Below are 24,129 nucleotides of genomic sequence, written 5' to 3'. Positions count from 1 at the left end.
GAGATGGTGGGCATGAGCAAAACAAGCAAACGATTGTTGATTGCCTCGGGGATTGTCCTGGCGGCGGCAGTGTATTTTTATCTCTTATATGATCAGACCCATATATTAAAAATGCAGGCAGCCCAAATCAACGAATCGAAAAATTATTTAGCCGCGTTGCAGGAAAAAAGCAAAAACATGGCGTCCATAAAAAAAGAGCAGGCAGAGTTAATATCTCAGCAAGCGGCGTTGAACATGGCAATGCCCAAAAAACTGGATAAACAAGAACTCATGAATTTCATTATGAAGTTAGCTGCCAAAAGTGATTTTACACCCCTTGATTTTAAATTTGCACAAATTCAAGACAATGGGAATTACTACTCCTTGGCATTTACGGTTGTATTCGCCGGAACACAGGAGCAGGTAAATGATTTTGTGGATATTATCAGAAAGGCGTCTGCCTATATACTTGCATTAGACTGTATAACCATCAATCAGGAGACGCCGGATGAGGTTACCGCAAAAATGAAAATTATTGCTTACAGTTACAAAGGTGTGGCAATATAATTCTAACGATATCTCACTTTTTTGGCGGACAGCAACTTGTCGGTATAAAAGGTTATCGCAGAAAATAAAGCGATGATTGCCAGATAGACAATCAATGTGTAAACAGTCGATAAAGGTGACGTATTTACACCGCCGTGGGTGCCATTACCTTTCTTTTGGAAGCTGGCAGGACCGCCGCCCTTTTCCGGCATCCGGTTTTGGACTTCAGACGGTAAATTTCCGTCTGTGCCGAAATCATGTGCATCACTGTCTAGACCAGTGATTTGGTTTTGACTAAACGTTGTCCCAATACGGGCTACCTGAGAAAAATAGTTTGTCTGGATGACGCTGGTGATACCGATAACCAGGACTGCGATCACCATAAGGTAAGCGATATAATTAAGGTCTTTTCGGTTGCTATGGATATGAAATAGCTTCTTAACCATCGTCATGACCCAGTGCCAATGAAGCCCAATATGGATGCCCAACAGAAGAAGACTGATATACGAAACGGCAACATGTGTGTTTTTAAAAAAGAATTCACTGCCATATCTGAAGTCGGGAAAAAGATATTTAGAAATCAGCAAACCGCTGACAATGATATAACTCATCGTGATTAATAACAAACCATCAACCACATACGTTAATTTTGTGCGCAGGGGTATTTTTTTTTGGAAAAAATGGGTGGAAACTATTTTTATCCAGCGCCAGTTGATCAGGTTATGAATAATAAAGGTCAAGCCGATAGCCAAGCCGGCTATTTCATGAAAAGACAAACCTGTAAATACTTTTTTGTTGAAAAAAAAGACGAAAACTATCACCATTAATACATCCAGGGTCATTTTGATAATGTTCTTATGCGTCATCACTCTGGTCCTTTCTATAGAACATGATGGTTTTATAGTAGTCATGGCATGTGAACGTTGAGTGAAGATTGTATAGATTTCATGTGAACTTTTCGATGTAACATGGTAATATGTGCCAATGGCTTAGCGGATTAGCAGTATTCTTTACCTTCGAGCATAGTTATAAAAGAGATTATGCTGAAGGAGGTAGGGACCATGATCGCTGAAGCGTTTCTGATCGGGCTGGCCCTGTCTGTCATCAAGGGTGTTACCCTGCTAGTATCGTATATTAACAATAATGCATTTCCCCAGCCTCTGAACGAGCAAGATGAAGCGGAATATCTGAAGATCCTGGCAGAAGCAAAAAATGACGTCCTCAAGGAGAATAGAGAGTCACCTGATGCGTTGATGGTAGAAAATGCGCGTAATAAGCTGATTGAACATAATCTGCGGCTTGTCGCCCATCTTGTTAAAAAATATGACAGTACGGGAGCAGACAGTGATGACCTGATTTCCATCGGAACAATCGGGCTTATTAAAGGAATCAATACGTATAACAGCGAAAAAGGTACTCGTTTAGCAACGTATGCCGCGCGCTGTATAGAAAACGAAATCCTCATGCATCTTCGTTCCCTAAAAAAGATACGGGGCGAAGTCTCAATCTATGATCCCATCGGAACGGATAAAGAAGGCAACGCGATCAACCTGATTGATGTCTTAGGAACCGATCCCGATGCGATTTCCGATCAGGTGGAAAGCCAATTCGAACAAAATGTCGTTCTGGAAAAGTTGAAATATTTGACACGCCGAGAACAGATGGTCATTAAGCTGCGGTATGGTCTTATGAATAATCCAAAAAAGACCCAAAGAGAAATAGCTAAAATCCTGGGAATATCCAGATCATACGTCTCTCGGATCGAAAAAAAAGCCGTGCATAAGCTGACAGAAGAAATGAAAGAGTATCATGGGAAAACACTCAGGAAGTAATTCCCTTTAAATCTCCTTTAGGGTATAATCGTTAAGTATAAACTATTATTAAATAATTACGATCGAATCAAGGGAAAGAGGAAGTTTCATGCGCGGATTATTACGCCCTGACCTTGAATATGACCTGGTGCAGGATATTAAGGTTGAGGACCTTCATGCTTATGGGATCAAAGGAGTAATTCTTGATTTAGACAATACGATCACACCGTGGAATGATCGAACTATTACCAAGGAAGTGATCGTGTGGTTTAAAATGCTAAAAACGGCCGGTATTCAAGCTTGCATTGTATCCAATAACAAAGGACCTGATCGGGTATCCACCGTGGCCAATTTGTTGGAGATACAGTATGTGCATCGAGCAAAGAAACCGCGGAAAAGCGCCTTTCGTAAAGGCCTTGATGTTTTGGGACTGCCAGAGTCGGAAGTTGCTGTGATTGGGGACCAACTCTTTACAGATATCTTTGGCGGGAATGTTTCGGGGATGAAGACAATTTTAGTGTCGCCAATCCATAGCAAAGAATATCCCGGCACTAAGGTCCTGCGATTTATGGAAAGACTTGTGGGTAGGAAAGCCCGATATACCCGGCAATAGTAAAAGCAGCAGTAAGATGATGATTGAAACCGATAACGTGAAAATAGGCGGGTTAAATAAATTGAAATACGCGATAATTGGCTATCCGGTTGCCCATTCGCTGTCACCGGAAATGCATGAGGCAGGATTCAAAACGGCCGGTATTGACGCAACCTATGAACGAATCACTATTCATCCTTTAGAACTAACGGCTGGGATCAGTGATCTTAAAGCCAATCACTTTAATGGCTTTAATGTCACTTATCCATTAAAGGAGAAAATCATTCCGTTTCTTGACGGCCTGACTTCTGAGGCCCAGGCGATAGGGGCAGTCAACACGGTGAAAATAGAAAACGGTTTACTGTACGGCCATAACACGGATGGTCAAGGTTTCGTAGAGGCCCTTCGCCGCCAAGACTTTGATTTTAACAGCAAGAAAGTCGTTATTCTGGGTGCCGGCGGTGCGGCTAAAGCCATTGCAGTGTCTTTGGCTTGTCTGAATGTTTACCTGTTGATTTTGAATCGGACGTCGGAAAAGGCAGCAGCGCTGGCCGAGCAGGTGAATTTACTTGGCGGCAAAGCCTCTGGCGACATCTTAGCACCCGGCACGTGGCTTGAAAGCGTCGATCTCCTTGTTCAGACGACGTCTGTGGGTATGAAAAGCGAACCCTACTTATTTGATCTTCAGGGGATCAACCCGGCGGCATGGGCAGTGGATCTGATCTATAATCCCGCAGTAACCAGTCTGTTATCCAATGCCGCCCTCCACGGCTGCCGTACCTTTAACGGACTGGACATGCTTCTTTTTCAGGGCGTACTGGCTTGGGATTTTTGGTTTGGTGTCAAAGCACCGGTTGACAGCATGCGGAAGGCTTTAGTTGATAAACTTTCGGTCTGTTCGGAGTGATTGGATGTTTCCCGATAAAACGCGTATCTGTAAAAGAGGATATTCACTCTTGGAAATTCTGTTGGTATTAACAATTATTTCCGGAGTGGCATTTATGCTTTTAATCCAAATTCCAAACCACACCCAGGAGAAAGCCATCATGATGACAGCTGACGGCTTGCTTCAGGATCTTCGGGAAACGCAGCAGGCTGCGATGGCAGAAAGTGTTTGGTACAAAGTACGGTTTTATCCCTCTATGGGTACCTATAAAATTTATAAACAAGGGTTATATGTGCGTACAGTAACCCTGCAAGATAAAGTCACTTTTGGGAACGTGCCAACGGATATCATATTTAATGCCAGCGGCGCACCCAATGTGGGTTTAACGATCATGCTCCAATGCGGTGATCGGGCAAAGAAAGTGATTGTTGCGCCGGTTATGGGCAGGATCAGAGTCGACTAGAGAGGGGAGGACATAGTTTTGTCAGTCAGAAAAGGACGTTTGCCACAGAATATCATCTTAATTGGTTTTATGGCAGCAGGAAAAAGCAGTGTGGGCAGACTCTTAGCAAAAGAATTGGGTTGGCGATTCTTGGACACCGACAGTGAAATTGAACGTATTACCGGACTTGAAATTCCTGATATATTCAAGAATTATGGCGAAGCGCGTTTTCGTTCTGAAGAAAAGGCAGCCGTAAAACGTCTGTCGGGGCTGATGAATACGGTGATAGCAACCGGCGGCGGCACGGTTTTGAACCCGGAAAATTGGCAGCTGCTCCAACAAATGGGTCTAACCGTTTATTTATATGCGCCGTTGGCAATTGCCTTACAGCGAGCTAAAAATCAGAAGAATGAACGACCGATGATCACGAACAACAGCCCGGAAGAAATAGAAAAATTATGGCAGGTACGGGAAAAGATATATCAACGAGCGGAGCTTGTCATCGATACATCGACAAAAGGACTAAAAGAAATCACCGATGACATACTTCGATTTATTAATTTCTATTCGCTTTGATGTGGTGATAAGAAGGCATCCGGCGTGAATGAAGTAGACTACACGATTGGAACTGACTGAAAGGAGACGCAATACGCTATGGTACAGAGAGTCGACGTCAGCGGGAAACAGGGTTACCCCCTGTTTTTAGGAGCTGAGTTAGGAGAGCTGGGTTCTCATTTACAAAATACTTACGGACAAGACGGTCATTACCTGTTGATCTCCAATACGACGGTGGCTAAGCATTATGCTGAAAAACTATCCCAGGGATGCCACGGATTAAAACTGGATCAGATCATTGTTCCGGATGGCGAAGAGGAGAAATCCCTGGAGCGTATCAGTACGTTGACAGAACACGCCTTGGATTTGAGTGCCGACAGGGACACGATTGTTTTGGCTTTAGGGGGTGGTGTGATCGGTGATCTTGCCGGCTTCTTTGCCAGCATTTTTATGCGTGGGATTCGCTATATCCATATTCCAACGACCTTGCTATCCCAGATAGATTCCAGTATCGGCGGCAAGGTAGCTGTTAATCACCCTTCCGGCAAAAATATCCTGGGCTCTTTTCACATGCCGCAGGCTGTCTGGACGGACTTTACGACACTGCAAACGCTTCCCTGGAAGGAGATGCGCAATGGCTTGGCTGAAACCATCAAGCATACGCTTGTAGCAGAACCGGATTTATTTGAATTCATCGATGACCATGCGGACGATATCAAAGGGCGTAATGACAAGATCCTTAAAGAAATGGCCCTTCGTTCGTTGGCTGTCAAAGTCAAGATTGTTTCTGAAGACGAGAGGGAAAAAGGGATACGTATGCTTTTGAATCTGGGGCATAGCTTCGGTCATGCTCTGGAGACGGAGGAGGACTATAAAGGGATCACCCACGGCGAAGGTGTCAGTATCGGCGTTGCCGCTGCCGTCTTCCTGGCAAAAGGAAGAGACTTGATGACCGGCAAACAGATGGAAAGAACCCTTGATTTACTAAGGCGTCTCGACTTGCCGACAACGGTTACCGGCCATGATCCTCATGTCCTGTTGCAGCATATGGCCGCGGACAAAAAGAATAAAGCCGGTCACAAGATTTTAATCCTTCCGGTAGGAATCGGTAAATCGACGATCGTTAAAGACTGCAGCGATGAAGAGATTCTCCGAGCATGGGAAAGTGTTATAAGATAATAGAAAGAATTGTTTTTCAGTCGTACCGATGAAATTTCAAAATCGAATACTTTTCCTAACCGAACAACTTCTAAGCGATTACAATTTCTTCAGTTATCGAAATAGTACGATAGTTTTTTAAGTTTTCGTACACCTTTTTCTTAGACGCTTACGAATATCTGCTATGGAATCCGAAAATCCAAGCGACATGAAAAAATGAGCAAAGATTTAGTTTATACGAGTCTTTGCTCTATTACTATATACCTTCTTGTTTTGCGCTTTCCTTACGAGACAACCGTGGTACCTGTCCCCGCGGTTGTTCCCCGCGGTTGTTCCGTTCACCGTGGTACCTGTCCCCGCGGTTGTTCCGCGGTTGTTTCCTTCACCGTGGTACCTGTCCCCGCGGTTGTTTCCTGTCCCCGCGGTTGTTTCGCGGTTGTTTATTGTTAATCGGCTTCCGTTGGTTCCAGTGCGCCAAAAATAAATATGCTCAGAAATTCCTGCCCTACCTGTTCAAAGGACATTCCGCTCTTGAGAATAAACTCCGGATTGAGAACCGCAGTCATTGCGGCAATTAATGAAGCCTTAAAGATTTGTTTGTCCACTCTTAAACGCAGTTTACGCTTTGTAAGCAAATGCTCAATCAAAAAATCTATCTTCTTTTGCCGGATTTGATCAATTCTTTTCCACAACAAAGGAAAGTGATTGTTGAGATCAGCTAAAAACTGAGGATTGATCAGATAAGAAATATTTTGAAGAATTCCTGTGATCATTAAATGAATGTCTTTTTCTGTGTCGGTAAGGTGTATATTCCTGGCGATGATTTCGTCGGTAATTTTATTAATGACTGCTTCAAACAATGCTTCTTTACTGTCAAAATGACGATAGACCGTTCTTTTGCTTACCCCCGCTGTCTTGGCCACTTCATCCATCGAAAGGCGGGAAAACCCGAGCGCTTTTTTTATCGCAAGTTCTTCACAGGCAAGGATGATTTTTTCCCTGGTTTCCATCTGATTTCTCCTTTTAAGCAATTTTCTTTTTAAATTTAAGGATACTCACCCCGAGAAAGATGATGGAGAACACAATCAGGCTGATCACCTGGCTCACAAGGTAAGAAAAACCGATTCCTTTGAGAACAATTCCTCGGATGATATCCAAATAGTAAGTGAGCGGTATCACATCACTCAAATAATAAATGATCCTGGGCATGGCATCCCGCGGAAAGAGAAAGCCTGAAAGCAGTATACTTGGAAGCATGATAAAGAATGACATCTGAAACGCCTGCATTTGCGTTTTGGCAATATTTGAGATCATGATTCCCAATCCCAATGAAGCGGTAATGAAGAACAGCGTTAACGCATAGAGCTCCAGCAAGCTGCCTTTAATCGGTACCCCAAAGACCAGAACACCGACAAGCAGTGCCACTGTAATCTGAATATAACCAAGAAAAATATAGGGAATGATTTTTCCAATCATCAGTTCATAGGATTTGATCGGGGTAACGATTAACTGCTCCAGGGTCCCTTTTTCTCTCTCCCGTACCAAAGACATCGAAGTCATCATCACCATGGAAAGTGTCACCACAATCCCAAGAATACCGGGAACCATATAGAATGCCGTAATGCCATCCGGATTATACCAGGCCCGTACTCTGATGTCATAGGGAGGATTGGTCATGTTAACATGAAGTTTCTGCGAAATGACTTCTTGTGATTTCAGCAATCCAATCGAATTGGCTGTCGCCATGGCCTGATTGGCAACCATGTTATCACTGGCGTCAACCAAAACCTGAACAGGGGCAGATTCTCCCCTTTGCAAATTGCCTGCAAAACCTGGCGGAAATACAATCCCAACTTTCGCCTTCCCGCTATCAATCATATCATTCACTTCCTGATAACTGTTGACAGCAAAACGGATGTCATAGTATCCAGAAGCTCTAAAAGCATCAAGCAAATCTCTGCTCTCTTCGCTTACGGATTGATCAAATACCACCGTCGGAATATGTTTTACTTCGGTCTGGATGGCATAACCAAAAAGTAGAAGTTGAATCAGCGGCAGCATAAACACCAAACCCAGCGTTAATCTGTCTCTGCGGATCTGTAAAAACTCCTTGTAGAGGACGGCCATAATTCTTTCCATTCCAAATCCCCCCTATTCCTTCCTTTGCTGTTTCGCCAATGCCACAAAAACATCTTCAAGCGAAGGTGTAATCATTCTGGGCGCACAGACCAGTGTCTCTTGAAGCTGCAGAACATCTTCCTTGTCTGTCAGGAGGATATGAAGTAGCGCGCCATGGATGGTACATTCTTTGACATAAGGCAATTTTTCGATTTCTTTCATCCGCTGCATTCCATCCGGAAGGCTGACTTCAACCATACATCCTTTGATGGCATTCTTCTTAAGATTGTCCGGACGATCTACGGCCATTAATTTTCCCCCCGAGATAAATGCCAGCCGGTGGCACCGTTCAGCTTCATCCATGAAGTGGGTCGTCACCATGACGGTCGTGCCGTCATGGGTCATTCTCCTGATAATTTGAAAAAACTTTCTTCTGCTGGTTGGGCTGACACCGCTGGTCGGTTCGTCCAGAAACAGGAGGGGAGGTTTGGCAATAATGGCACATCCCAAAGCAAGACGTTGTTTCCAGCCTCCGCTTAAGTTCCCCGCCAGTTCATTTTCCCGTCCGAGAAGGTCGGCCATCGCAATCATCTCTTCCAGTCTGTTGGCAAGTTCTTTACGGGGAATACGGTACAGACCCGCATAAAACTTCAGGTTTTCCCTCACAGTAAGGTCATCATAGAGACTGAATTTCTGGGACATGTACCCAATCTTGGCCTTGATTTTTTCAGTCTCAGCCTTAAGATCATGACCCAAAACAACCGCCGAGCCCTCCGTTGGCTCAAGAATACCGCAAAGCATGCGGATTGCGGTAGATTTTCCAGCACCATTGGGGCCCAAGAAACCAAAAATTTCCCCTCGCCTGACCTGAAGCGATAGTTTATCAACCGCTGTAAAATCACCAAATCTTTTCGTTAAATTTTCTGTGATAATTACATTTTCCATGATTGGTTCCCCCCTGCCATTACTACAAAGACATCTTCCATGGATGGGGCAACTCTCTGCCGTATATTAGAAGAATAACCTTTGGCGGCCAGTGTTCTTTCAATCAGTGTTTCTGCATCGGGTGCCTGGGTCATAATCAGCCTGTATTTATCTCCATAGAGCGAAGCATCAAGAACGTCCCGTACATGATCAAACAGCTCCGGTTCTCTGGCATCGGACATGACCTCCCAGACCGTATACGGAAATTTTTCTCTTAAACCCACTGGCGTATCCAGTACCGTAAACTTTCCTTCATTCATAAAGGCTACACGCGTACAAAGCTCCGCTTCATCCATGTAAGGCGTTGATACCAGAATGGTCATCCCGTCCTGATTCAGTTGGTACAGAATCTTCCAAAATTCCTTGCGTGATTCGGGGTCAACACCATAGGTAGGCTCATCCAGAACCAAAAGGCTGGGCCGGGTTACCAAGGAACAGGTCAAAGCCAATTTCTGCTTCATTCCACCGGAAAGAGCATCGGCAAATCGATTTTTAAATTGAATCAGGTTCGTCAGTTCTAAAATCTCTTCAGACCGCCGGAGTATGACTTCTTTCTTCAGACTGTACATTGATCCGAAAAAAAATAGATTTTCCATTACGGTGAGGTCACCATAAAGACTGAAGCGCTGCGGCATATACCCAAAATTTGTGGCCTGATTGTCTTTTACTTTTTCCCGCTCACTGGAGGTATAGCCTAATACCCGGATATCGCCTTGATCGGGCGTAAGCAGACCGCAAATAAGCCGGATCAGCGTTGTTTTACCGGCACCGTCAGGTCCTACCATGCCAAAAATCTCTCCCTGATTTACTGTAAGACTGACATTGTTCACTGCCTGCACAACCCCAAACCGTTTCGACAGTTGCCTTGCTTCTATCATTTGAGATCATCTGCCTTAATCACAACGTCCGCAGGCATTCCCGGCTTCAGAATTCCCTGCGAGTTGTCCACAGTAATTTTTACTTTAAAAACGATATTAGCCCTTTCCCGTTTGGTTTGAATGGTTTTCGGAGTAAATTCTCCCTGACTGGCAATTTCCGTAATAATTCCTTTAAATACCGTATCAAGCCCGCTAATTGTGAAGTCCACTTCTTTTCCCAGTCTGACAAAAGGGAGATCATCCGTCGGTATAAACACATTAATCCATACCTTATTAAGATTGACAACGGTAGCCAGGACCGCCCCTGCAGTGACATATTCTCCGGTTTCATAATTTTTGGTTTGAATGATTCCATCGATAGGAGATTTGATTTGAAGATCTGCTAACTGCGCCTCCGTTGCTTTGACGACTGCTTCCATGAGTTTCACCTGGTTTTGTGCTGCCTTAATTTTATTGTTGCTGCTTCCTTCCACTAAAAGGCTCAGCTCTGCTTTTGCTGCGTCTAATTGATGAAAGGCAATCTTCTGGCTATTTTGAATCCCTTCAAGTTCCACCTGCGAAAGGTTTCCTTCTTGAAAAAGTTCTTCTGCACGCTTAAGGTCATCTTGTGCTTTGTTATAAGCAACTTGTTTGATATTGACGTTGGCCTGCGATTGTTTGATCTGTTGACTGCGTGCACCAGATTGAAGCTCATCTAGATTATTTTGAGCAATGGCAACATTTAACCTGTCTCTTTCCAGTTGAGCGATCAGATCATTTCGCAATATTTCAGCAACCAAATCGTTGGGCTTAACTTCATCTCCGGGTTCTGCCTCAAAAATTCCAATTGTTCCGGGAATTTTGACACTCAAATTGACAGTAGTGGCTTCAATCGTCCCAGATGCGTTTAGCATATGGTCATCGGCAGAAGCATAATGCTCCCAGCCAAAATACCCTGCAACCAAAACAACAAGCACGATGACCACAGCCAGTATCTTTTTTTTCTTTGTCATTGAACCAAACCCCTTTCCTTAAAAGCAGTTAGACAGTATCGTTTTAGCAAATACACAAGTGTCACTAAATTGTGACTTTAGTGACATTGTATCATATCTTGATTTCTTTTCAATAGGGTAATTTCCCATAACATTCAATATCTATCACTCTATTTCAATCAAAGAACCTGTCCCTTAGATTGTCTTTTCATTAAGAGTTCAGAGTAAACTTTCCTAACTTAGATTGTCCAGCGCCCTCATCGTTGTCGTTTCAGGCACATCACATGTAAAGGTGAAATTCAATGGAGCAAAACATGTAAAAATATGGAAACATTTCCTTTTTGCTGCAGGGAATTAGCTTATCATGTAGAAAATAATACATAGCAGAATTGATCCGAAACCACCATATGGGGAAGGGGCTAATCCGCTTGAGGTCGAATAAAGGGTTTACTCTGTTGGAAGTGATCCTGGTGATGCTGCTGCTGGGAATCTTGGCCTATACCATCATACCTGATTATAAAGCGACCCTGGAGCACACAAAATCAGAGGTAGATCAGGACAATCGGATATTTCTTAACCAAGCTGTCCGTTCCTATATGCTGGATACAGGAAAATTTCCCTGCAAACTGGAGGATTTAATCGCGATGCCCATGGATACGGAAAACTGGCAAGGGCCGTATTTGGACAAAATACCGGATTATCCGCTGGATCCTCGCTTAAATTATGAAATTGATCCACACGGAAAAGTCATCGTGCAATGAGAAGCAAGGCGCATGGTTTTGTTTATCTCGATATAATTGTCGCCTTATTTATTTTTGGGTTGGGTTTTGCCGTCATTTTTGGTAGTGTTCAAGCGTCATATTTAAAGCAAAGTCATACTGAAAGATACCTTGATGCCGTCAATCTGGCAAGCTCTACGCTAAATGAGGTTGTCGATGATGTTGATGAGGATCCGGCGGCTGCCGCTGCTTACCTTGAAGGTGAGCACAAACATGTCGTAGGTTTCTATAACGTTGTCATAAAAACGGAATGGGCTGAGGCTGATCTTCTGAGTGTCACCGTTGAGGTCACTTGGCTGGAACAGGGGAGAAATAAAAACTATCATGTGCAGAGTCTTTGTCATGTTCCCGGTTAAAAACGATACGCGCGTCATATTTCCGGCCATTGTTTTTATTAATGAAGTTATGTAATAAGGGGGTGATGAATGGCAGTGTTGCATTGGACCTTACAATGACGGAATAAGGAGGACACACGAACATAATGAATAAAACAAATAAAACAAATAAAACAAAGAAAATGTATAAATCCATATCCCTATTGTTATCTACCCTGTTTTTTATGATGACACTGGTGACGGATGCATCCGCCTTACCGGCTTCACTCTATGAATCACAGTCGACGGAAACGATCACCGCCGGAGCAGTGCGGGAACATATCTCACGCCTTACCGAAAACGGATGGTTAAATATCAACGTTCTACGTATCGATACGACACATCCGAATATTAAAATAGACACGTTAACACAGGATAGTATTACCCAAACTCTGGACACGGTACCTGCTTTAGCGCAGCAAAACAATGCTGTCGCTGCGGTTAATGCCAGTTTTTTTAATGCTCTCAGTTCAGGGTGCGGATACGCCGATGGGCCAACCGTTCGGAGCGGCAAACTGATCTCCACAGCCGGATGGTATAACTTGCGTTATAACGATATGGCTTCTTTGTGTTTAAGTCAAAGCGGTGATGTCATCATTGACTATTGGAAAAATGAGATCCGGCTTTTTGGTCCGGATGCTTCAACATATACAGTTTCACAATATAATCAGCCCAGCCGCCGCAACTACACGGATATTACGATTCTGGATCCAAAATGGGGTGCGATGACGCTGGGGGCTCTAGCTGCCTATCCGGACCTGGTAGAAATTGTTGTATCAGGCGGACAAATAACAGAAGTGCGCCAAGGATCAGCCCCAACAGCCATACCGGAAAATGGGTTTGTTATTATTTCCAGAGGAGACCAGGCAGCCAAGCTGATTCAAAGCATGATGATTGGGGGTCAAGCTTCGTTCAGTATTACGTCTTCTCCGGACTGGAGCAGTTTGCAGCTGGCAGTCAGCGGCGCTTCTGTTTTAGTTAAAGATGGCCGGATAGTCAGTAATTTTTCATTTTCGGCTGCGAGCTTTGACAAGAAGAATCCCCGAACATTGGCTGGGTGTACAAGCGACGGAAAACAGTTGATTTTAGTCACAGTGGATGGAAGGCAGGATGACAGTATCGGTCTTACCCAAAGAGAATCAGCAGAACTGATGCTCCAGCTGGGAGCTTACCAGGCCATTATTCTCGATGGCGGCGGCTCGACGACGATGGCAGCCAGAGTTCCTGGGACATCGCAGCTTAAAGTCGTCAATGTTCCCTCTGAAGGCGCGTTGCGGCCTGTGGCTAACGCCATCGGCATTTTTTCAGTTGCACCTGCCGGTACACTCTCCGAATTAACCATTGAAACGGAAAACACCAATATTTTTGTCAATACTTCGAGAAAATTTACACTTAGAGGGGTAGACCAAAATGGGAACCCCGTTGGTATCGATTCCGACGCTATAATGTGGGATGTCACCGGTATTAAAGGCAGCTTTACCGGAAGTAGTTTTCGTCCAACGTCAGTTGGCAACGGTATCATTACCGCCAAGATCGGTGAAGTGACCGCACAACTGGCTATTACTTCATTAAGCGCACCGGCCAGACTTGTTTTAAATCCGAGTGAAATCACGATCCCATCAGGCAAAAGTCAGACAATAAAAGTGACAGGCATCAACGCGGAAGGCTTTGCGGCAAGTATTATGCCCGAAGATATTCAATGGAAAACGAGTGGCACTATCGGCTGCTGCCAAAATGGGGAATTTCAGGCAGCTAACCCGGGGGCAGGGTATATTCAAGCGTCGATTGGCAATGTGCGCGCCAGCTGCGCAGTCGCTGTGTCTGCAGAATACATCCAAACGGTCTATGATTTTGAAAATAATCTGGGCGCGTTCACCGGAAATTCAGAAAATGCCAGGGGGACTTACGATCGTGGCAGCCAACAGGTTTATTCCGGACAATTAGCAGGGCAATTAGTTTATGACTTTCTGTATGATTCCGTAAATCCGAGTGAGGCGGCTGTCAATTTCGGAGCACAGGGAATCGTCTTGGATAAAAACACGGTTAACTTAGCTCTCTGGGCTTATAGTCCCAGCGCAAACACCAATAAATTGATGGGCGAAGTCGTGGATGCCAGCGGCCAAAAACATCAGATCCTGTTCTCTGGCAGTATGCAGTGGACGGGTTGGAAGCAGGTTACGGCCTCGTTATCAACGATTAAATCACCCTGTAACTTGACCCGAATCTACGTCAAGAGTACGGATCCTGCCAATACCGGCGGTATTGTTTACCTTGATGGGCTCACAGCGACTGTCAAGAATAATCCGGTTATCGATAAGAGCAAGATACCTCAGGATACTGTAATGAGCGATAAGGCGAACCGTAAAACTGCGTTCCAAAAGGGCACAAACAATTTCCGATTTGCAGTCTTTGGCAGTAATACGCTGCCTAGGAATACGATACAGCAACAAAAGCTGGGCCAAGTGAAGCTATCTGTTAACAAGAATATGGATCTGGCGCTCTTTACCGGTACCAACGCAGCAAAATTAACCGGTGGGATCACCAAAACGGTAGTCAAAACAGGGACAGGATATAAAACCTACCATTACAAAAATAGTACATTTATCCAGCTGGATGTCAGCAAAGGCGGGCTGCGTCGGACAAACCCGCAGCAATGGCTCTCTCTATTTCAAGAGCTAAAGGATAGCAACGGCGACCATCTGTTTATTACCATGGATGGTGCGCCAAGCGCATTTATCAATGCCAAAGAAGCTGTTTTGCTCAAAGACACTCTCGCAGATTATCATGAAGTTACGGGGAAAAATGTCTATGTATTCTATCCCGGGTCGACGGACAAAACGGAGCTGGACAGGGGAGTTCGGTATATTTCCTGCGCCGGGTTTACCGCTGCTTCAGCCGGGAAACAGGCTAACATGGTGATAGTTACGGTTCTGGGAGGTCAGGTTACATACGAATTGAAGGCACTATAAATACCGCAATTTATGTTTCACTTGCTGGATCGTGCAGCCTTACCTTAAATGTGGTAACAAGAAATTAATGGAATAGATAAGCAGATTTTAAAGGTTAAACTAGTATTGATAGCCGGCGTATTTTCGTGATGAAAATACGCCGGCTTATTAAACATTTTCGAAGAAAATTTGAAAGACACGGATACTCTGTAACCAGTAATAGTCAACTTTAGACGGTAATAGTCATCGTATCGATGGTAATGGATAGATGAACAGTCATATTTTTATGTAGATTACGTATTAATGACACAGAATAAATGTAACCATGTAAATAAATGGTATTTATTTTAAAATTAAGAAGGAATTTTTAAAATGATGTAGAAAATATAAATATGATTACAAATAATGTAAAAAATGTTAAATAAAAACTCTCCCTTGCGATGTAGATATTTTGATGGGTATACCAGTTATTGAGGTACAAGGATTCTTAGGATAATGATTAAACGGTTATTAAAGAAAAATGAATCCGGGCTAACGTTGCTTGAAGTCCTTGTATCCTTGGTCATGGCCGGAATAATCGCTGCTGTGATTCTTAAGCTGTTCATCAGTCAATACCGGACAGCCAAGGACATCCTCTTTCGATCTGACATGACCTTTTCTCTGATTCGAGCCGGGCAAATAATGGCAGCAGCGGTAGCCTCAGCGGACAGTATTTTATGGACTGGCGGTAAATTGATCATAACCGATACAGAAGCCGGCATGAAGGTCACGGACAGTTATTACATTGCAGATAAAGATAATAATGGTGTACCGGACCTTTATCGTGAACATGGAAATGTACCGACCCCTGTCGCAAGTGGAGTAACTCAATTAGACTGCAGGATGAGCCGTAATCATTTATGGGAGATCAGCATTACAGCTGGAGTGGGTGAATCGGCGCAATGTTGGCAAAGAAAAGTTCGCCAAAAAGGAGCAGCCAATTAAAGGCGAACCAGGAACGCGGTTTCATTTCGCTCTTGGTTTTGTTAGTTACTTTTTTCTTGTCATGGATCGGGATGATGACCTTTATGAAAGTGAGCTCTCAGGAACGTATTGTTCAATACGAAGCCATAAAAACGCAAGTTGCGTATGCTGCTGACAGTGGCTTGGAAATTGCCGAGGCACAACTATCGGCTAACACGAAGTGGACAGGAGGTGTTTATGATGTGGCTGACTGCGAAGTTTGTGTCTGTGTCGAACCCCAAAGTGAACAATTCTATATCACAGTGAGCGCGCAAACGCGTAATGTCAGACAATGCCGCTATGGAACGTTGATCTCTAACCAGGAAGGAGAGTATGTTCTTTCCAATTATGGCATCCTTTATGAATGACGGTTCTATTAAAGACAAACAAGTCTATTTCCAACATCGCGATATTTTTGAATATTTGCACCAAAGTAAAAATTTATCACCGGCGGAAAAGGCTGAACTGCAAACCCATTTCGGTTTGGATAAAGATCTGGATCCTTTTTATGCAAAAACAATGACAGAAGAAGAATTCCTTTACCTGAAAAGTAAGGTATTTGGCATCGATGTGGTGCATCTTTCAGAGATTGTCATTGATCCAGCCGCAGTTAGACTGATTACAGAAGACTTTGCCCGTAAATACACACTGATACCTGTTGCGTTTCAAGATGATCGACTGCTTGTGGCTATTGACGACCCCATGAAAGAAAATATATTGGAAAACCTGATGCTGCTGGTAGGGAATAAAGTCAAGCTGCTTTTAGCACATTCTGAAGATATCAAAATAGCCATACGTGAATTGTATACTGTCGGAAGGTCTATGGATGAGAGAGCGGCAACCATTGTTACCAAGGCCGATGACGGCTGGGATGTAGGGGAAAAGCACGCTGGCCGGGAAGCACCGGTTGTTAGTCTGGTAGATTCATTATTACGGCAAGCTGTCATGGAAAAAGCAAGCGATATCCACTGGGAACCGATGGAAATAGAAATGATAGTCAAATTTCGAATTGATGGGGTCCTTTATGTGAAGGAAGTATTGCCAAAGGATCTCGCCAGAAGCATTGCAGCGCGCCTGAAGGTCATGTCGGGAATGGATGTCACTCTGCGCCGCCTCCCACAGGACGGGAGGATTATCCTGAATACCGTTGGCAAAAAAATTGATGTCCGGGTCGCTACTTATCCGACAGTGTACGGGGAGAAGGTCGTGACTCGGATATTGGATGGCGATACCGCACGACTTTCACTGGAACACTTAGGGATGAGCGTTGATGTCGAAGCAAACGTCCGCAATCTGCTTCAATTGCCGCACGGTCTTATTCTTGTATCCGGACCGACCGGCAGTGGAAAAACAACAACGTTATATGCCCTGATCCGTGAACTTCAGTCAGCATCGTTTAACATCATTTCTATTGAAGATCCAGTAGAATACAGACTGCCGGGAGTCAATCAATCGCAAGTTAACACACAGGTAGGATGGGACTTTGCCAATGGATTGCGTGCTATCCTTCGTCAGGATCCGGACGTTATTCTTGTGGGTGAAATCCGAGACAGTGAGACGGCAAAAATTGCCACGGCTGCGGCGTTAACCGGACACCTGGTATTATCCACAATTCATACCAATACAGCAGCGGAAGTATTGACACGGCTTTTAGATATGGAAATCCCGCCGTATTTGGTGGCATCTTCAGTATGCGGCGTCCTGGCGCAGAGACTGATCCGCCGATTATGTCCTGAGTGCCGGAAGGAACGAGCGGTCACGGAAGAAGAACGGGCTGTGTTTAATTGGCCATCCGAAGTTGTTTATGAAGCGCGCGGGTGTGCCAAATGTCATCAAACCGGTTATAACGGACGGATCGGCATTCATGAATATCTTGCCTATAGCCCGACAATCAAGGAGATGGTCCTGCATAAGGACAGTGCTATCCATATCGAAAAAATGTCCAAGAGGATTGGGATGGTGACATTAAAGGAAGATGCGCTGCTAAAAGCAGCTTCTGGCATAACATCCCTGCAGGAAGTATTGCGAATATGGGCTGATCAATGATCTCAGGATAGTTGAGGTATATGATGTGCTTTGGAAGTGGAAAGCAATCAATCAATGCAGCCAAATTGTCAAAGGTATATGGGTGGAAAAGGATGAATACGTGGTCCGTTTTCGGCTGCATGAGCTGAATCTATTTCCGGTGTCTATTCGAAAGGCAGTCCTCAGTACGCTTTGGCTGGAATTCAATACAGGGAATCGAAAGCGTTATTGGGGTGTTATCGCACGTAAAATGGCATTCATGCTGACGGCCGGAATTCCGTTACTGTCGGTTTTGAAAGTGATTGCCGACAGAGAGTCTACACCGTTGCATAAAAGTCAGTGGATGAAGGTCGCGGATTCTCTTCAGGCTGGGGAAGACTTTGCCATTAGCATAAAAAGCGTCATTCCTACTCCCGGAGAGTTCTTCTATGCGATGCTGCAAGCCGGCGAAAAAAGCGGTACTCTGGCTGAAAGTTTAGGGGATATTGCCGATTATTTGGAGGAACAGGATGCTTTCGAGAAAAAAATAAGGGGTACACTCTTTTATCCATTACTGCTCATGATTACGGCCGTGATCGTTGTCTACGTACTCAGCATCATGATTTTACCAATGTATCAAAAGCTTTTTGCGGGGTTGGATGCCGAGCTGCCTTTGGCAACAAAAATTATGTTTCAGATCGGGACAGTGATCCCTTATGCGGCTGTCTTTTTGGTGATAAGCGCCATTATCTTCGGAATTTTTACTTATAAAAGAGGCGGAATAACCATGCCGGGGACGCGTCATATCAACCGCCTTTGGCAGCTGATACAATTTTGCTCGATATTGGAAAGATTGCTGAAAGCCGGTTTAACGCTTCAGGACGCGCTCATCCTACAGGGTACGATAACGCGTGATTCCTCCATGGAAAGCTTGACCCAAGATTTAATTCAGGCTGTCAGCCAAGGACAAAGGCTGTCCTCAGTCATCATGAGTTACCCACAGTTCCCGCTTGAAGCAGCTAAAATCTTTGAAGTGGCTGAGGAGTCTGGAAAAATCGGGGAAATGCTTGGCTTTTTGACTAAAATGTTCAAACAGGAATTACAAGCAAATATTTATAAATACAGCAGGCTGCTGGAGCCGATATTGATCTTAGGAATGGCCGGCGTGGTTGGATTTGTCGCTATCGGTGTTCTATTGCCTGTGTTTGATGTCAGTTCGTACATCAAATAACGTAATTCTATTTTTTGAGGAGTGTTTGTTATGAAAAATAGAAATAGAGGGTTTACCCTGCTCGAGGTTATGGTCGTTGTGGTGATTCTGGCAATCCTGGCTGCTGTTGTTATACCCCGGCTTGTTGGAAGTACGGATACAGCGCGTGAGAAAGCGGATATAACCACAGGAAGGGAAGTTAAATCTGCTCTGGACAGATACCAGGTGGAAAAAGGCATTTATCCTAAAACAAGTGAAGTAACAGCCGCAAGTGGTACGATAACGTGTACTGGTTTGATACCGACATATGTTAAGAAACTGGATATGTCTGTTACTCAGCAGACGGCAGAAACAGGCACCGGATTTGGGGTAGGGACGATTATTGACGAAACCTATTCCCAACCGACTAATCTTATCATGCTCTATTTAACGGCAGATGGTTCCGATGCGGAAGTCATCGTTTATAAGAGTGATCTGACAACGGCATTATGGTCTTCGATTTAAGCGTTGCCGTTGCGTGTTGAGAGATAATCGCTGAGTATCAGCTAAGTATGAGTAAAAGAGGAGATTATGTTCTGTAAATACCCCATTTACCTTATGGAAATCGATAATGATCAAATCCATGTGCTATCTCTAGGGCGAAATAGTCAGAAGAAAGTACAAATTAACATGGCGGATATTCTGCCTTCCATAAAATTACCGGCTGGGTTTGTTCCGGATACCTCCGGCAAAAAGCAGATAGTTGATGCATTAAGAGATTATCGCCTCAATCATTGGGGGAGCAGAAAAATCAGAATCTATCTCCTATTGCCATTTCAGAACGGAATCATCCAGTCCATAAAGTTTCCATGGATGGCTAAAAAATATCGCGACAAGGCAGTTATTTACACCATTGAGCATGAAATTTTACTGCCAAAGGAGCAGCTTGTTTATCGTTATGTTACCGTAAAAGAAAGAAAGAATGACTTTTTGTCGCTATCACTGATTGGCATTCGCAAAGAAACACTGTCATTTTATATGGACTGCTTTCAACAGGCGGGCTACGATATACGAGGTACCGAATATTCAATCACCGCGTTGAGTCAAACTCTGGCACATATAGAAAAAAGAATTCTCTTTCTTCAACGCGGCGATAAAGGATGTTTGCAGGCAGTTCTATACAGCAATGGCCAGCCTTCAACAGTAAAAGAGATTACAGCCGACGATGAAACAGAATTAAACTATCTGATGTGTGCGCTCATAAAAGATCGTCAGGATAATCAGCAATTTTTAAACGCGATCATAACGGATGAGTGCAGTCAAACCCAAAAGATTGCCAAACATTTAATGGATGACGGATTTGCCAAGGAAATTCATTCCTTTCCTATACAAGGCGCTTCGATGGCTTTGTTTGCCGGAAGCAGGCGTATCGCGAAAAAAGAAAATATCAATTTAAGTTTTGCCCATGTCAGAGCGAAAAAAGTACGGGCAACTGCTTTCATGGGAAGTATTGTCGGCGGTTTAATCATTTTATTCAGCTGTTTAACTTATGCCGAGATTCGAGCGCACAATGAAAATAGAACGGAAATGACTGTATTACAAGACGTTATTCAAACTTATCAGCAAAAGGAGCAGCAAGCAGAACCGTTGCTAAGCGAAGGGATCAACACTCGGAACAATACATTGGCAGATTTTAAACACCTGCGAACGGCATTGGAAACCATTGACCGCGATATTGCATTAACACGGATTATTTACCGGCGGGGCGATGTATCGATTTGGGCTGATTGCTCTAATAACACGCAGATTATGAACACAATGACCAGATTGACGGTTAATGGCTGGAGCAGTCCTCAATTAGTCGAATATCACTGCAAAGCGGGTAAAATTGATTTTTGCCTTCGTATGACTGCCGAATCATATAATCAGGAGTAAATGACACATGAGAAGTCGAAAGATGAATTTCCCGAAGGACATGCTGCAGAAAGTCCGCGAGAATTTGGACAAACGATTGGATAATGTCTCTGTATTGCAAATTGGATTGACTGGTTTTAGCGTTATCTTCGCTCTGATTCTAATCTGGAAACTTCTGGTTATTCCTGCGTTAAATCAACAGGAAGCACGTGATACGGCAGCACTTATCGCACTTCAAACGGATATCCGCGTCCTGGAAAAACATACGGCAGTTTATACCAATCGTATTCCGACAAGTACTTCATTGCCTCAAACACTGGATATACTCAACGAGACGTTTAGAGCTGGCGATGTCCGCCTTGAAGGAATAGATATGGGTCTGCAGACTATTGAAAAAGGCAGCATATTGAAAGTTCCTGTAAAAATAAGGGCAAGAGGAGACAGAGATCATATTCTTGATGTCCTGATAGGTATTCTGGAACAGCAGAAAAGTATCATTGTCGTTCAGGATTTCGATATCAATCAGGGTATTGCAGAAATTACATTAACTATTCTGTTATCAGATAAATAACTGAACAAAACAATTAATAGAAATGCCACGATGGTGACCAGACGGTCTCTCGCGTTCAAAAAGGAATAATCGTGACGACAGCAGGTCATGCACCGGATCGCATTCGCTTCCATATCATGGAAGCGAGGAGGGGAATGCGATAAACAAATATATTATCCAATCAGGAGATACTTTTTATCTTCTGGCAAAGAGAAATGGCTGCCGCTGGCAGGATTTTACCGAAGCCAATCCGGGTATTGATCCATGTGCGCTCTATGTGGGGCAGACGATAAATATCCCACTGAAGGCGATGAGTAATAAAGACTCTGCAGCTTCAGCTTCTGGTGGAGCGGCCTCAGGATGCTCTTCTTATCCATTCGGCGGCAAAGGCGTTAATCGGTGTGACGAAGTGATCCTTGATGTGGAAGGGATCAAATTACGCGTTACCCGGGCCGGTGAACCAACAACACCACACGAACTTCATTTCATTCTGCCCCGGACCGAGGTGCGAAAGGTAGAATGCCCCCATACTGGTGTGATTGAGACGAGCATTATGCTAAGTAATATTAATATTGTGAATTCGCCCCGTTTCGAAGGAGAAAAGACGTCGCTGAATATCCTTTATGATCAACAGAAACAAAGGCCCGATACACGATCAGAAACAGAACAAGCGGATTTTGGAACGACATGACACAGAAGGTTATCGTCCTTCATCGAATACCCGGTTTGACTTGGCCAGGTATTCGATGTTTTATTTATGATATTTTTTCGCTATAATAAATTGTTAAGAGAAGTTTTTTATGAATATTCAGCAGCCTATACAAATTTAAACGGTTTTGGAGAATAATAGGCCTAGGAGGAATTATGGATACGATTTACGTTTTTCATGGCGCTAATCTGCATCTTTTAGGACAGAGGGAACCGGAAATATATGGCCGGACAAGCCTTGATCATGTCAACGAGAAGTTGTTAGGGATGGGGAAGTCTAACGGTATTGGCGTCGAATGCCGCCAGACAAATCATGAAGGTGATTTGATTGACTGGATCACGCATCTTAAACCTAGCAATTTTTTGATCCTTAATCCGGGAGCTTGGACACATACCAGCTATGCGCTGTACGATGCCATCAAAGGAGTACAGGTCCCTGCCATTGAAGTTCATTTATCGAATATTTACGCCAGAGAGAGTTTTCGTTCTCATTCGGTGATTGCAGGAGCCTGCCTGGGGCAAATCAGCGGGCTGGGAACAGACAGCTATTTTCTGGCCTTAGCTTATGCGCTGGAATATCAAAAGTACCGTCAGAAAGAAGGAGCAGCAAAAAATGAGGTTGGAGAAGGTACGTCAGAAACTGAATGAAAACGGTCTGCAGGCGCTGCTTGTTCATTCCGCACCCAATGTATTTTATTTAAGTGGTTTTACCGGAACGAATGCTACGCTTCTGGTTAATCCTCACAGTGCGTATTTATTTACAGATTTCCGCTATATGGAACAGGCCGAAAAAGAAGCCCCGAACTTTGAGATCGTCAAGGTCACGGCAGATCCTTATGCCGCCATTGCCGACCGTGTTCACGATATTAGCGTCATCGGAGTCGAGGAAGACGCGCTGACTTGGGGGGAATTCCAAAAATTACAGCAGACGCTGACGTGGTGCCATTTTCAAAACGCCTCGGATATCTTCAACAAATTGCGGCAGATCAAAGATGACCAGGAAATCGGCCTGATCCGCAAAGCGGTTGAAATCACCGATCTGGCCTTCGCGCAAACGGTTGCAAAAATTCAGCCTGGCATAACCGAAGAGGCGCTATCTTTGGAACTCGAATATGCCCAAAGAAAGAGGGGAGCCAGTGGCCGCTCCTTTGATTATATCGTTGCCTCCGGCATCCGGTCTTCGCTGCCCCATGGTGTTGCCACCAGTAAGAAAATACAAAACGGGGAATTTTTAACCGTGGATATGGGCGCAATTTATCAACGGTATTGTTCTGACTTTACGCGAACGCTCTTTTTAGGTGAGCAGAGCAGCAAACACCATGAAATTTATCATATCGTCCTCGAGGCCCAGCTGGCCGGATTGACAGCCTTAAAGCCCGGAGTCAAAGCAAAAGACGTTGACGCTGCAGTCCGAGAGGTGATAGCCAAAGCCGGCTATGGGGACTACTTTGGACATGGTTTGGGACATTCGCTGGGCCTTGAGATTCATGAAACACCGTCATTGAATACACGGGATGAAACAATCCTTGAAGCAGGGATGGTCCTTACCGTTGAACCAGGAATCTATATCCCGGAATGGGGTGGGGTCCGCATCGAAGATGTCGCTTTGATCACAAAATCTGGTGCAGAAGTCTTGACACAAACGACAAAACAATGCATTATTATTGATTAGTGGTACTTCCTTGTAGCCGTTATTTTATTATAGAACGAGAACATACTGGATTTACAGGGTACTGACTAC

At 44.2% G+C, this 24,129-nt stretch carries 26 protein-coding genes; 20 read left to right on the top strand and 6 right to left on the bottom strand.

Features of this window, described 5'->3' with window-relative positions; genetic code table 11:
• Window positions 1-12: 12 nt before the first annotated feature.
• Window positions 13-546: a type 4a pilus biogenesis protein PilO gene (pilO, locus tag LPY66_RS12655; RefSeq protein WP_337984690.1), complete on the top strand. Its 534-nt coding sequence runs from the start codon at window positions 13-15 to the stop codon at window positions 544-546.
• 2 nt (window positions 547-548) lie between these two features.
• Here pilO and LPY66_RS12650 read toward each other — a convergent pair whose 3' ends face one another.
• A complete protein-coding gene (locus LPY66_RS12650; RefSeq protein WP_337988084.1) occupies window positions 549-1,391 on the bottom strand; it encodes a DUF4405 domain-containing protein in 843 nt (280 codons plus the stop codon).
• Between the two features lie 195 nt (window positions 1,392-1,586).
• Here LPY66_RS12650 and sigK point away from each other — a divergent pair, with 195 nt between their 5' ends.
• The 6 genes from sigK (at window position 1,587) to aroB (ending at window position 5,990) form a co-directional block, all read left to right on the top strand.
• Entirely contained in the window at window positions 1,587-2,357 is a 771-nt protein-coding gene (sigK, locus tag LPY66_RS12645; RefSeq protein WP_337984689.1) for an RNA polymerase sporulation sigma factor SigK, read from the top strand.
• Window positions 2,358-2,445: 88 nt separating this feature from the next.
• Entirely contained in the window at window positions 2,446-2,949 is a 504-nt protein-coding gene (locus LPY66_RS12640; protein WP_337984688.1) for a YqeG family HAD IIIA-type phosphatase, read from the top strand.
• A gap of 16 nt (window positions 2,950-2,965) precedes the next feature.
• Entirely contained in the window at window positions 2,966-3,835 is an 870-nt protein-coding gene (aroE, locus tag LPY66_RS12635) for a shikimate dehydrogenase (protein ID WP_337984687.1), read from the top strand.
• A gap of 4 nt (window positions 3,836-3,839) precedes the next feature.
• Window positions 3,840-4,277 carry a prepilin-type N-terminal cleavage/methylation domain-containing protein gene (locus LPY66_RS12630; RefSeq protein ID WP_443112433.1) on the top strand — a complete coding sequence of 146 codons (438 nt, stop codon included), beginning with the start codon at window positions 3,840-3,842 and terminating at the stop codon, window positions 4,275-4,277.
• An 18-nt stretch (window positions 4,278-4,295) separates the two neighbouring features.
• Window positions 4,296-4,832 (top strand): shikimate kinase, encoded by a 537-nt coding sequence (locus tag LPY66_RS12625; RefSeq protein WP_337984685.1) that lies wholly within the window; start codon window positions 4,296-4,298, stop codon window positions 4,830-4,832.
• A 78-nt stretch (window positions 4,833-4,910) separates the two neighbouring features.
• The gene (gene aroB, locus LPY66_RS12620) at window positions 4,911-5,990 is read left to right on the top strand and encodes a 3-dehydroquinate synthase (RefSeq protein ID WP_337984684.1); all 1,080 of its coding nucleotides are present in this window, start codon (window positions 4,911-4,913) and stop codon (window positions 5,988-5,990) included.
• A 425-nt stretch (window positions 5,991-6,415) separates the two neighbouring features.
• Here the strand turns inward: aroB and LPY66_RS12615 are convergent, their stop codons facing one another.
• The 5 genes from LPY66_RS12615 to LPY66_RS12595 are packed head-to-tail and all read right to left on the bottom strand — an operon-like array spanning window position 6,416 to window position 10,941.
• The gene (locus LPY66_RS12615; RefSeq protein WP_337984683.1) at window positions 6,416-6,979 is read right to left on the bottom strand and encodes a TetR/AcrR family transcriptional regulator; all 564 of its coding nucleotides are present in this window, start codon (window positions 6,977-6,979) and stop codon (window positions 6,416-6,418) included.
• A 13-nt stretch (window positions 6,980-6,992) separates the two neighbouring features.
• A complete protein-coding gene (locus tag LPY66_RS12610) occupies window positions 6,993-8,108 on the bottom strand; it encodes an ABC transporter permease (protein WP_337984682.1) in 1,116 nt (371 codons plus the stop codon).
• Between the two features lie 12 nt (window positions 8,109-8,120).
• Window positions 8,121-9,032 carry an ABC transporter ATP-binding protein gene (locus LPY66_RS12605; protein WP_337984681.1) on the bottom strand — a complete coding sequence of 304 codons (912 nt, stop codon included), beginning with the start codon at window positions 9,030-9,032 and terminating at the stop codon, window positions 8,121-8,123.
• Window positions 9,020-9,949: an ABC transporter ATP-binding protein gene (locus LPY66_RS12600; RefSeq protein WP_337984680.1), complete on the bottom strand. Its 930-nt coding sequence runs from the start codon at window positions 9,947-9,949 to the stop codon at window positions 9,020-9,022. The genes LPY66_RS12605 and LPY66_RS12600 overlap by 13 nt, the downstream gene beginning before the upstream one ends.
• The gene (locus LPY66_RS12595; RefSeq protein WP_337984679.1) at window positions 9,946-10,941 is read right to left on the bottom strand and encodes an HlyD family secretion protein; all 996 of its coding nucleotides are present in this window, start codon (window positions 10,939-10,941) and stop codon (window positions 9,946-9,948) included. The genes LPY66_RS12600 and LPY66_RS12595 overlap by 4 nt, the downstream gene beginning before the upstream one ends.
• 407 nt (window positions 10,942-11,348) lie before the next feature.
• Here LPY66_RS12595 and LPY66_RS12590 point away from each other — a divergent pair, with 407 nt between their 5' ends.
• The 13 genes from LPY66_RS12590 (at window position 11,349) to LPY66_RS12525 (ending at window position 24,060) form a co-directional block, all read left to right on the top strand.
• Window positions 11,349-11,681, top strand: coding sequence for a type II secretion system protein (locus LPY66_RS12590; RefSeq protein WP_337984678.1), 333 nt, complete (start codon window positions 11,349-11,351; stop codon window positions 11,679-11,681).
• Window positions 11,678-12,055, top strand: coding sequence for a type IV pilus modification PilV family protein (locus LPY66_RS12585; RefSeq protein WP_337984677.1), 378 nt, complete (start codon window positions 11,678-11,680; stop codon window positions 12,053-12,055). The genes LPY66_RS12590 and LPY66_RS12585 overlap by 4 nt, the downstream gene beginning before the upstream one ends.
• Window positions 12,056-12,180: 125 nt before the next feature.
• Window positions 12,181-15,042, top strand: a complete 2,862-nt coding sequence (locus LPY66_RS12580; protein ID WP_337984676.1) for a phosphodiester glycosidase family protein — start codon at window positions 12,181-12,183, stop codon at window positions 15,040-15,042.
• Window positions 15,043-15,516: 474 nt separating this feature from the next.
• Window positions 15,517-16,005, top strand: coding sequence for a type II secretion system protein (locus LPY66_RS12575; RefSeq protein WP_337984675.1), 489 nt, complete (start codon window positions 15,517-15,519; stop codon window positions 16,003-16,005).
• Entirely contained in the window at window positions 15,963-16,391 is a 429-nt protein-coding gene (locus tag LPY66_RS12570; protein ID WP_337988183.1) for a hypothetical protein, read from the top strand. Before LPY66_RS12575 ends, LPY66_RS12570 begins: the two co-directional genes overlap by 43 nt.
• A complete protein-coding gene (locus tag LPY66_RS12565; RefSeq protein WP_337984674.1) occupies window positions 16,357-18,069 on the top strand; it encodes a GspE/PulE family protein in 1,713 nt (570 codons plus the stop codon). Before LPY66_RS12570 ends, LPY66_RS12565 begins: the two co-directional genes overlap by 35 nt.
• Window positions 18,070-18,094: 25 nt before the next feature.
• Window positions 18,095-19,258, top strand: a complete 1,164-nt coding sequence (locus LPY66_RS12560) for a type II secretion system F family protein (RefSeq protein ID WP_337984673.1) — start codon at window positions 18,095-18,097, stop codon at window positions 19,256-19,258.
• Window positions 19,259-19,288: 30 nt separating this feature from the next.
• Window positions 19,289-19,741, top strand: a complete 453-nt coding sequence (locus LPY66_RS12555; RefSeq protein ID WP_337984672.1) for a type II secretion system protein — start codon at window positions 19,289-19,291, stop codon at window positions 19,739-19,741.
• 93 nt (window positions 19,742-19,834) lie between these two features.
• Window positions 19,835-21,151, top strand: a complete 1,317-nt coding sequence (locus LPY66_RS12550) for a hypothetical protein (RefSeq protein ID WP_337984671.1) — start codon at window positions 19,835-19,837, stop codon at window positions 21,149-21,151.
• A 7-nt stretch (window positions 21,152-21,158) separates the two neighbouring features.
• On the top strand, window positions 21,159-21,701 hold the full coding sequence (locus LPY66_RS12545; RefSeq protein ID WP_337984670.1) for a hypothetical protein: 543 nt from the start codon (window positions 21,159-21,161) through the stop codon (window positions 21,699-21,701).
• Between the two features lie 289 nt (window positions 21,702-21,990).
• A complete protein-coding gene (locus LPY66_RS12535; protein ID WP_337984669.1) occupies window positions 21,991-22,371 on the top strand; it encodes a hypothetical protein in 381 nt (126 codons plus the stop codon).
• A 173-nt stretch (window positions 22,372-22,544) separates the two neighbouring features.
• On the top strand, window positions 22,545-23,036 hold the full coding sequence (gene aroQ, locus LPY66_RS12530; RefSeq protein WP_337984668.1) for a type II 3-dehydroquinate dehydratase: 492 nt from the start codon (window positions 22,545-22,547) through the stop codon (window positions 23,034-23,036).
• Window positions 23,002-24,060, top strand: a complete 1,059-nt coding sequence (locus LPY66_RS12525) for a M24 family metallopeptidase (RefSeq protein WP_337984667.1) — start codon at window positions 23,002-23,004, stop codon at window positions 24,058-24,060. The genes aroQ and LPY66_RS12525 overlap by 35 nt, the downstream gene beginning before the upstream one ends.
• Window positions 24,061-24,129: the final 69 nt, after the last annotated feature.

The sequence above is a fragment of the Dehalobacter sp. DCM genome, assembly GCF_024972775.1.
Classification (GTDB): domain Bacteria; phylum Bacillota; class Desulfitobacteriia; order Desulfitobacteriales; family Syntrophobotulaceae; genus Dehalobacter.
The sequence above is the reverse complement of the archived record's forward strand: the minus strand, read 5'-3'. Positions and strand labels throughout refer to the sequence as shown.